Below are 7,747 nucleotides of genomic sequence, written 5' to 3'. Positions count from 1 at the left end.
GTCCTCAACCAACCGATACCGGCGCCTTGGTCCGTTCGTTCGCGACGCGGAGATCAACCGCAGTGACCAGGTCGATGCGGGTCGCGTCGCCTCCCCATTCCCCCCCTTAACCTCACCTTCGAGGGGGGCGTGATCGACCGCCCGATGGGACGATGAGTAGATCGGCGCCAAAGCGGTGCTCCGATCCGAGCAGAGAGATTCGCCGGCGTTGCCAAGCTTCTTGAGGATGTGATGGGTAAAGATGACCTGAGACACCGGATCGCCCGGTTCACGCTGGGATACCGATGGCCAATTCTGTTTGTTATGGCATTGATCACAGCGTTCTTTGCTGTTGGCATGGCCAAGGTTGAGATCAAGACGATCTTCTCAGACCTTTTTCCTAAGGATCACCCCTTCGTCAAGGTCTTCAAAGACCACCCGAACTTTGGCAGTCCCCTGACCGTCACGCTGATGGTCAAGCGCACAGATGGCAAGGACGTCTTTCAGGTTGACACGCTGGATAAGGTTTGGCGTCTATCACGCGAGATCGACCTAGCGCCTGGCGTCGACCATGACCAGATCTTGTCGATTGCATCGTCTAAAGCTCGGTACACGGTCGTTACTCCTGACGGGATCTTCTCGAATCCGATCATGGATGAAGAGCCGCCCAAGTCGGATGCAGACTTGGCCGAGATCCGGCGCCGAGTCGGGGAGTCGGCGGCTGCCACTACGTTCCTTGTTTCGTCTGATCACACGGCAACTCTCATCAACGCCACATTCATCGAGAACAACCTCGACTACGGAAAGGCGTTCGATTTCATTCAAGAGATCGTCAAGAAAGAGCAGGACAGCCAGCATGAGATTCACGTCGCCGGCTTTCCGGTAATGACGGGATGGATCTACGCCTTTGGTGAGAACACGGCTGAGATCTTCGGTCTCACGCTGCTCCTCATGTTCGTGATGCTGGCGCTGCACATGCGCAACTTGTCGGGCATCGTTGGTCCGCTGATTGTGAGCTCCGTATCAACGATCTGGGGGTTCGGTCTCGTCGGTTGGCTTGGGCTTCCTGTCGAGCCATTGCTGATGGTCGTGCCGTTGATGCTCATCGCGCGCTGCTTCAGCCATTGCGTGCAGGCTACCGAACGCTACTACGAGTTGCTACACGACGGCTACGAGCAGCGTAGGGCCGCTGAGCTTTCGCTTGTTTCTCTTGTTGCGCCCGGTACTCTGGGGATCTTCACCGATGTGTGCGGTCTACTGCTTGTCGCGCTCGCGCCGATCCCAGCAATGGAGCGCTTCGCACTGTTCACTGGGCTATGGGCTCTGAATCTCGTCCCGTGCAGTGTCTTCTTGACGCCGATTGTTCTGAGTTTGCTGCCTCGACCGAAGAACCTGTCGCACGTCCTCGGCAGCGACGGAAAAAGTGGACCACTTCAGCGTGGCATGCAGAACACGCTGAAAGTTTTTGCTGGCCTGGCTCACGGGAGTGCCGCGCGATACACCGCAGCAGTGTTCATCGCTATCACTGCAGTTTCGATCTACTTCATGCTCCGTATTCCAGTCGGGAACCCGGTGGAAGGGACGAATCTGCTGCGTTACGAGTCAAAGTTCAATGCTGCGGTTCGCGAGATCAATAGAAATTTTCCTGGATCAATGACGATGGAGGTCGTCTTCGAAGGTACGGGTGGCGCCCGTATCGTCCGCCAAACGGGAACCATCACTGCGATGCGCGATCTGCAGCAGTGCTTGGAGGCAAGCCCAAACCCACCTACGGCTACGCTGTCCTTCGCCGATCTCGTGCCAGAGGCGAATCGAGTTTTCAACGGGGGCAACCCAAAGTGGGCGCCTCTCGACAACGAAGACTCAGCTGTGGCTGCTGCTGTCACAGGCTTATGGCTGGAACAAATGCCAAGGCATTCCTGAATGTCTCTGACTTTGAGCAGCGTAACGCGACTGTTTCTCTCTGGTACGCGAACAACAAGCAGCATACGGTAGACAACGCTCTAAAGCAGGCAAACGCATGTGTAGAGAAAATCGGAGCTGAGCATCCAAACTTCCGAGTTCGCTTGGCATCTGGAACGATTGCGCTGCAGCAATCTATTAACGACACGGTGGTGCGCTACGAGTCACGAATCATTGGCGCACTGAATCTTGTCATCCTGATTGGGTGCTCATTGGCCTACCGATCGATTGTCGCTGGATTGCTACTTCTGATCCCCGTAAACCTGGCCAACACCATGCTAACGGCCGCGATGTCGCTCGCAGGGCTCGGCCTCGATGTGAACACGCTCCCAATTCTTGCTATTGGGATTGGTGTTGGCATCGACTACGGAATTTACCTGCTCACCAGAATCTGCGAAGAGTACCAAGGCGCGGCAAAGAAGGATGTTGGTGCAGCTATCCGGATATCGCTTGCAACCTGCGGAAAGGCGATTTTCTTTACTGCGGCATTGATGACTATTGGTCTTCTTCCTTGGTACTTCCTTTCCGAGCTGAAGTTCTTGTCTGATATGGGGCTGCTTCTCGTGATCGTGATGTTCATCAACATGGTCTTGGCTCTGATTCTTCTTCCGCTGCTGGTCTACCTGATTAGGCCGAGGTTCCTAGACAGCGACATGACGGGACTATCGGAGTCCGTAGAGAAAAGACCGCAGATTGCGGTTCCTGCTTAACCTTCATGCGCGATGCTTGAAGATTGCTGTTCGTGAAAACAACGTAGGAGACAACTATGCATATCAGAAAGTATGACCACGATTTTAGCCGTCGCTTCTTCCTGGAGCAGACCGCGAAAGGGATCGCGACAGCCGGCGTTCTGGGGCCTCTATGGCCGATGATCGGGAACTCCGCGGATATCACCAAGGCGTACCCCGACGAATTGTTGTCGGTAGATGCCTGGTCGAAGGGGAAGGTCAAAACTGGCGACTTCGTTACTGCCGAAAATGTCGACATTGTTAAAGATCTGCTCGACCCAGTCGCGTACATGCAGATCAAGAAGATGGGTCGGAAGATCAAGATCGTGCCGACTACGCGAGATGTGACGAGGATGTACCCGTATGAGCATCTTGAAGCTACTCTGCGGAACCAGGGTAAAGCCAAGCTCAATGCGGACGGAAACATCGTCACGCTGGATGGCAAGCCATGGATTGGTGGTAATCCGTTCCCCGATGCGAAGACGGGAGCCGAGGTGGCTGCGAATCTGACGCTTTCTTGGGGGCGCCACGACAATTCGCTCTACTGTATGCGAGACCAGGAAGTTGCTCCTGATGGTTCGCTTAGCTATCAGTACGATTTCGTCTGGATCGAGCAGAACACCCAGTCACGTGTTGATGGCAAGGTGTTTCCTGGTGCGGAGGACAAGCTTCGCTTCAATACGGTCCTCTTCACCGCGCCGAGCGACTCAAGAGGAACTAGCTATCTCAGTACTTGGTACTACGACCAACGCAAGTTCCCGGAGTTGGTGGGCTATCTGCCGGCGTTCAAGCGTGTACGAAAGTTCCCGACGAACCAACGGTTCGAGCCGATTGCTGCCGGCATCAACTTCTATCTCTCGGATGCGTGGGCGTCCGGCGACCCAATGCTCACTTGGGGGAACTACAAGATTGTCGGCCGCGGTCCTCTGTTGGGCGGGGTCTCGCAAACGTGGTATGGGGATCATCCGAATTGGGAGCGACCCGTGCACGGTGGCCCCAAGGGCCTTACGTTCTATGACGCAAACATGGAGCTGTGCCCTGATGTCGTGATCTTTGAAGCAGAGCCCGTCGGATTCCCGCGTGCCCCTGTCAGCAAGAAGCGAGTGTGGGTCGATGTGCGCAACATGATGTTCATTGCGTATGCCACGTATGACCGTCGTGGCGAACTCTTCAAGTCGCTGGAGACGCATTTCAGTCTCTACGAGAAGGGCGACAAGAAGTTGATGGATGGCAAGCACACTGCTTGGTCTTGGACCGCGTGCATGTTCCACAACGTGCAGGATGGGCGGATGACGCGGTTTGAGCAAGCCAAGAGCATCACCGGCGGCTTCACGCAAGGCTACAACGTTGAGGGGTTCTACGAGAAGTACTTGACCGAGCAAGCGCTGCAGCGTCTGGGGACTTGAGCATGTCGGCGCGTCGTCAAGGCGAGCGATGCATCGCTCGTTGTAGCCTGGTTCAGCCTAGCGCGCTGCTCATTCGGCTCGCAGCGGCCTCCGCGTTGCTCTGCAGTGGGGTCATCCCATCGGCCGCGTATGCCGATGGTGGGATGCCCGCTGCGGCAGCAGCATTGGCTGCTCCAGCGCTTGCAGCGCCGTTAGGCTCATCTCCTGGAGCCAAGTTGCTTCGCCACGGTACGGCGCACGATGCGCTCTACGACGTAACGTTTGAGGGGGGAAAAGGCATTGCCGTAGGGGCATTCGGCAATGTGCTGAGCACGAGCGACGGCGGTGCGACGTGGCAGGCGCAGCCCTTTCCGATGAAGCACCTTGCGCTGATGGCCATCGCGATGCGGGAAGGCAGATGCATTGCTGTCGGGCAGACCGGATTGGTGTACGTCGCGGCGGATTGCAAGACGTGGAAAGAAGCAGCGTCCGTGACCAAGTCGCGCCTGTTAGCGGTGGACGTCAATCGCCACGGCGTTGCTTACGCCGTAGGTGCCTTCGGAACCATTCTGAAGTCGACTGACTGGGGGCAGTCTTGGGCAGTTCAGACCGTTGATTGGAGCGGTATCACGGAGGACGGTGCTGAGCCGCATCTTTACGGTGTTCACGTCGATGAAGGCGGAACCGCGACTGCTATTGGCGAGTTTGAGCTCGTCTTGCGCGCCAGCGATGGTGCCCCATGGAAGACGTTGCACAAGGGCGAGCGCTCGCTGTTTGGTCTTTTCGTCGCCGACGGTCGAAAGATGTATGCCAGCGGGCAAAGCGGCGCAATTCTGCGCAGCTCCGACGGCGGTACTACGTGGGAATCGTTGAAGACTGGAACAAACGCCATCTTGACTGGGATAAGTGCGACACCTCATGGAGAGGTGATAGCGAGCGGAATTAATGCAGTTGTGATCAGCCGAGATGGCGGCGCGACGTGGAACACGGTGAACTCGAAGCTGGTGCGCAACACCTGGTATCAGGCCCTGGCGGTTAGCGAACAGACGGGTGGGAGGCGACGCCTGATTGCGGTTGGAGCAGGCGGATCGATTCTTGAACTTGATCTTTGACTAAAACTAGGAGACAAACATCGTGAGTGAAAACGGCACAAGAATCTTGCAGCGAAACGCAGTTGCTGCAGCGGCGTTGCTGGCTCTAGTCAGCTCTGCTCATGCGGCAGAGTGGGCGGTTTCCGGCTTCGTTCGTCAAGAACTAGCGGTAAAGACAACCGACGATCAGAACAACAATAACCAGTACGGCAATGAACAGAATGGCATTACGTACACAAATCACAGTGCGCTGGCTGCCCCGGGATCGACTCTGACGCGGCCGGCAGCCTTCAAGGAAGACGCTCACATCAACTGGTTCGCGACGCGGATCGATCTCAATTTCGACGGCAAGCTCTCCGAATCTTTGAAGGCAACGATCAAGGTTCGCGGAATTCTGGACGAGACACGAGTAGTCGACAACATCTACGGAACGCGTACAGTCGGTGGTCTCAGTACTGGTTCGGGCGACTTCAACTCCGGTAGTAGCTTTAGGCAACAGTTCGGCGGCACTGCCGGTGGCCCGCTGGCTTACGCGAACGACCGCGCGCTTATCGATCTGCCGGCGTTCTATGTCGACTACAACAATGGGCCACTGTGGATCCGCGCCGGAAATCAGCAGATCGCTTGGGGTGAAGCACTTTTCTTCCGAGTAGCTGACCAGCCGAATGGACTGGATCTCCGGGGGCACTTGTTTGGTGTTGCCGCAGAAGAGTACTCCGACACGCGTCGCTCGTCGCTCGGTCTACGTGCGAACTACCGTGTTAATGAGACAACGGACGTCGACGGGTTCGTGCAGCGCTTCGCGCCCACTCTCCTGCCGAACGGTGAGACTGCGTACAACCTCGTCCAGGATCAGTTCACTGTCGATCAGCGGCCTGGTTACGACGAAGTTAAGAACAAGTGGAATGTCGGATTTCGGTTGAAGGGGGAGGCCGGCGGCTTCGGCTACCAGGCTTTTGCCATCAATCGAATCAATCCGGACGGCGTGTACAAGTGGTCAGCCGCCAAAGGCCCCGGAACGCTTCCAGGCACCGCGTTTGCGATGAACCCAACCGGTGTCTATAGCTCGGCGGAGTGGTTCAAGGGGGCGGCCAACTCGCGGCTGAACGGCTTTGAGGCTGTGGCGACCTCCATGAACTTCATCGGCACGAACGGAGATCCGTACGGTCTGGTGGGTCTGGCAACGACGTGCGGTGCTTCGCGCGCTGAGCTTGGCAACTTCCAGATCGGAAGTAGAGCTGCCGCTGAGTGCATTCTGGACACCTTCTTCACGCCGAGTGTCGCTGGCCCGCTGCGTGGCTGGATCAGTCGGGAGTACAAGCGCGAATCTGTGTTCGGCGGTGGGATCAATCGAGTCTTCTCAGGCGAGCAAGATTCTCTGCTCGATCAGCTGATTGGGCGGTTTGAGTTCTCGTACACGCCAGACAAGCGATTCACCAATCCGACGTTGGGTGATTACATCAAGAAGGATGAGTATCAGTTCGCACTCATTCTGGAGAAGTATCACAAGTTCAGTAGTACCTTTCCGGCTACATACTTTGTAGCGCAGTGGCTCCATAAGTCGCGAAGCGATCTGTTTGGTCGGTACTTGGGAGGAGTGGACAACACCCCTGGAGAGGCGCCGAAGGGGCAGTCTGGTGGATTCAATGCGCTCGCGCTGGCGTTGCAGCAGCCTTCGCCAACGCTTGAGTATCGTTTCGATTTCGCGATCTTGACCGATACCAAGGGTGGCTGGTACATGCAGCCAGGTGTGCGATGGAAGCCTACCAAGTCGGTCCAAGCGGACCTGTATCTCAACGCGGTGTACTCACAGCACAAGGGCGAGTATCGCGACTTTGTCGATGGCCTGCAGCACAACAACGAGATCTTTGCGCGTGTGGCCTATCAGTTCTGAGTGTCTAGTCATGGTGTGAGTCGATCCAGCCTCGCAGCAGGGGGTCGGGATTCGACTGCGACTTGCACCGGCCGCTTGCGCAGCCGGTGCTTTTTTGTTTGTAAATTGCCTCAATGCCGTTGCAGCGGCCTACACGGATAGTTCATGGCGCACCTCTTGCGTTTCGATCGCGATTACAGCCGTAGAGCCTTCCTTGATGCTACTAGCAAGGGGCTTCTGCGTGCCGGCGTGTTGGGTTCGGCATGGGGCGCTTTCCTGCGGACTGGTTCAGTCGCGGCAGCTTACCCAGACGAGCTGCTATCGATTGAGGTCTATTCAAAAGGAAAGCTCAAATCCGGTGACGTGATCGATGCGACCAACGTAGCACTAGTGAAGGATCTGCTAGACCCTGTCCGCTTTCGGCAGATCTCAACGATGGGGCGCAAGCTGGTGCTGGCGCCGACCACGACGGACCTAAGTCGTTTGAATCCGCTACCGTATCTGGAGGCGACGGCGCGCAATCGTGGCAAAGCGCGGTTCGACGCTACGGGAAATATCGTGACAACTGAAGGCAAGCCGTGGATCGGCGGCAATCCTTTCCCAGAGCCTACGTCAGCTCTCGAGATGTTCGCGGCGCATACGCTGAGCTGGGGGCGACACGATGTGTCACTCTACGCGAGCAAGGAGTATGACCTCGACCCCTCCGGAAACTTGCAGTACTGTGCGCGC

At 56.7% G+C, this 7,747-nt stretch carries 6 protein-coding genes; all 6 read left to right on the top strand.

Annotation, left to right across the window (positions count from 1 at the left end; genetic code table 11):
• The first annotated feature begins 231 nt into the window (after positions 1-231).
• Entirely contained in the window at positions 232-1,902 is a 1,671-nt protein-coding gene (locus Y694_RS18325; RefSeq protein WP_231497767.1) for an RND family transporter, read from the top strand.
• Positions 1,872-2,651: an efflux RND transporter permease subunit gene (locus Y694_RS26175; RefSeq protein WP_231497766.1), complete on the top strand. Its 780-nt coding sequence runs from the start codon at positions 1,872-1,874 to the stop codon at positions 2,649-2,651. Before Y694_RS18325 ends, Y694_RS26175 begins: the two co-directional genes overlap by 31 nt.
• A 56-nt stretch (positions 2,652-2,707) precedes the next feature.
• A complete protein-coding gene (locus tag Y694_RS18320) occupies positions 2,708-4,075 on the top strand; it encodes a DUF1329 domain-containing protein (protein ID WP_036235141.1) in 1,368 nt (455 codons plus the stop codon).
• A gap of 215 nt (positions 4,076-4,290) precedes the next feature.
• Complete coding sequence (locus Y694_RS23705; protein WP_231497765.1) at positions 4,291-5,166, top strand: YCF48-related protein; 876 nt, start codon at positions 4,291-4,293, stop codon at positions 5,164-5,166.
• 22 nt (positions 5,167-5,188) lie between these two features.
• Positions 5,189-7,039 (top strand): DUF1302 family protein, encoded by a 1,851-nt coding sequence (locus Y694_RS23700; RefSeq protein ID WP_081782272.1) that lies wholly within the window; start codon positions 5,189-5,191, stop codon positions 7,037-7,039.
• A gap of 144 nt (positions 7,040-7,183) precedes the next feature.
• A partial coding sequence (locus tag Y694_RS18310; protein WP_036235143.1) for a DUF1329 domain-containing protein occupies positions 7,184-7,747 on the top strand: 564 nt, incomplete at its 3' end.

It is taken from the genome of Methylibium sp. T29-B (assembly GCF_000576225.1).
Classification (GTDB): Bacteria; Pseudomonadota; Gammaproteobacteria; order Burkholderiales; family Burkholderiaceae_C; genus Methylibium; species Methylibium petroleiphilum.
The sequence above is the reverse complement of the archived record's forward strand: the minus strand, read 5'-3'. Positions and strand labels throughout refer to the sequence as shown.

Bases quoted from the DNA above. Each gene is read 5' to 3' on its own strand.
- Y694_RS18325 (WP_231497767.1), top strand. From the start codon at position 232: ATGGGTAAAGATGACCTGAGACACCGGATCGCCCGGTTCACGCTGGGA.
- Y694_RS26175 (WP_231497766.1), top strand. From the start codon at position 1,872: ATGGCTGGAACAAATGCCAAGGCATTCCTGAATGTCTCTGACTTTGAG.
- Y694_RS18320 (WP_036235141.1), top strand. From the start codon at position 2,708: ATGCATATCAGAAAGTATGACCACGATTTTAGCCGTCGCTTCTTCCTG.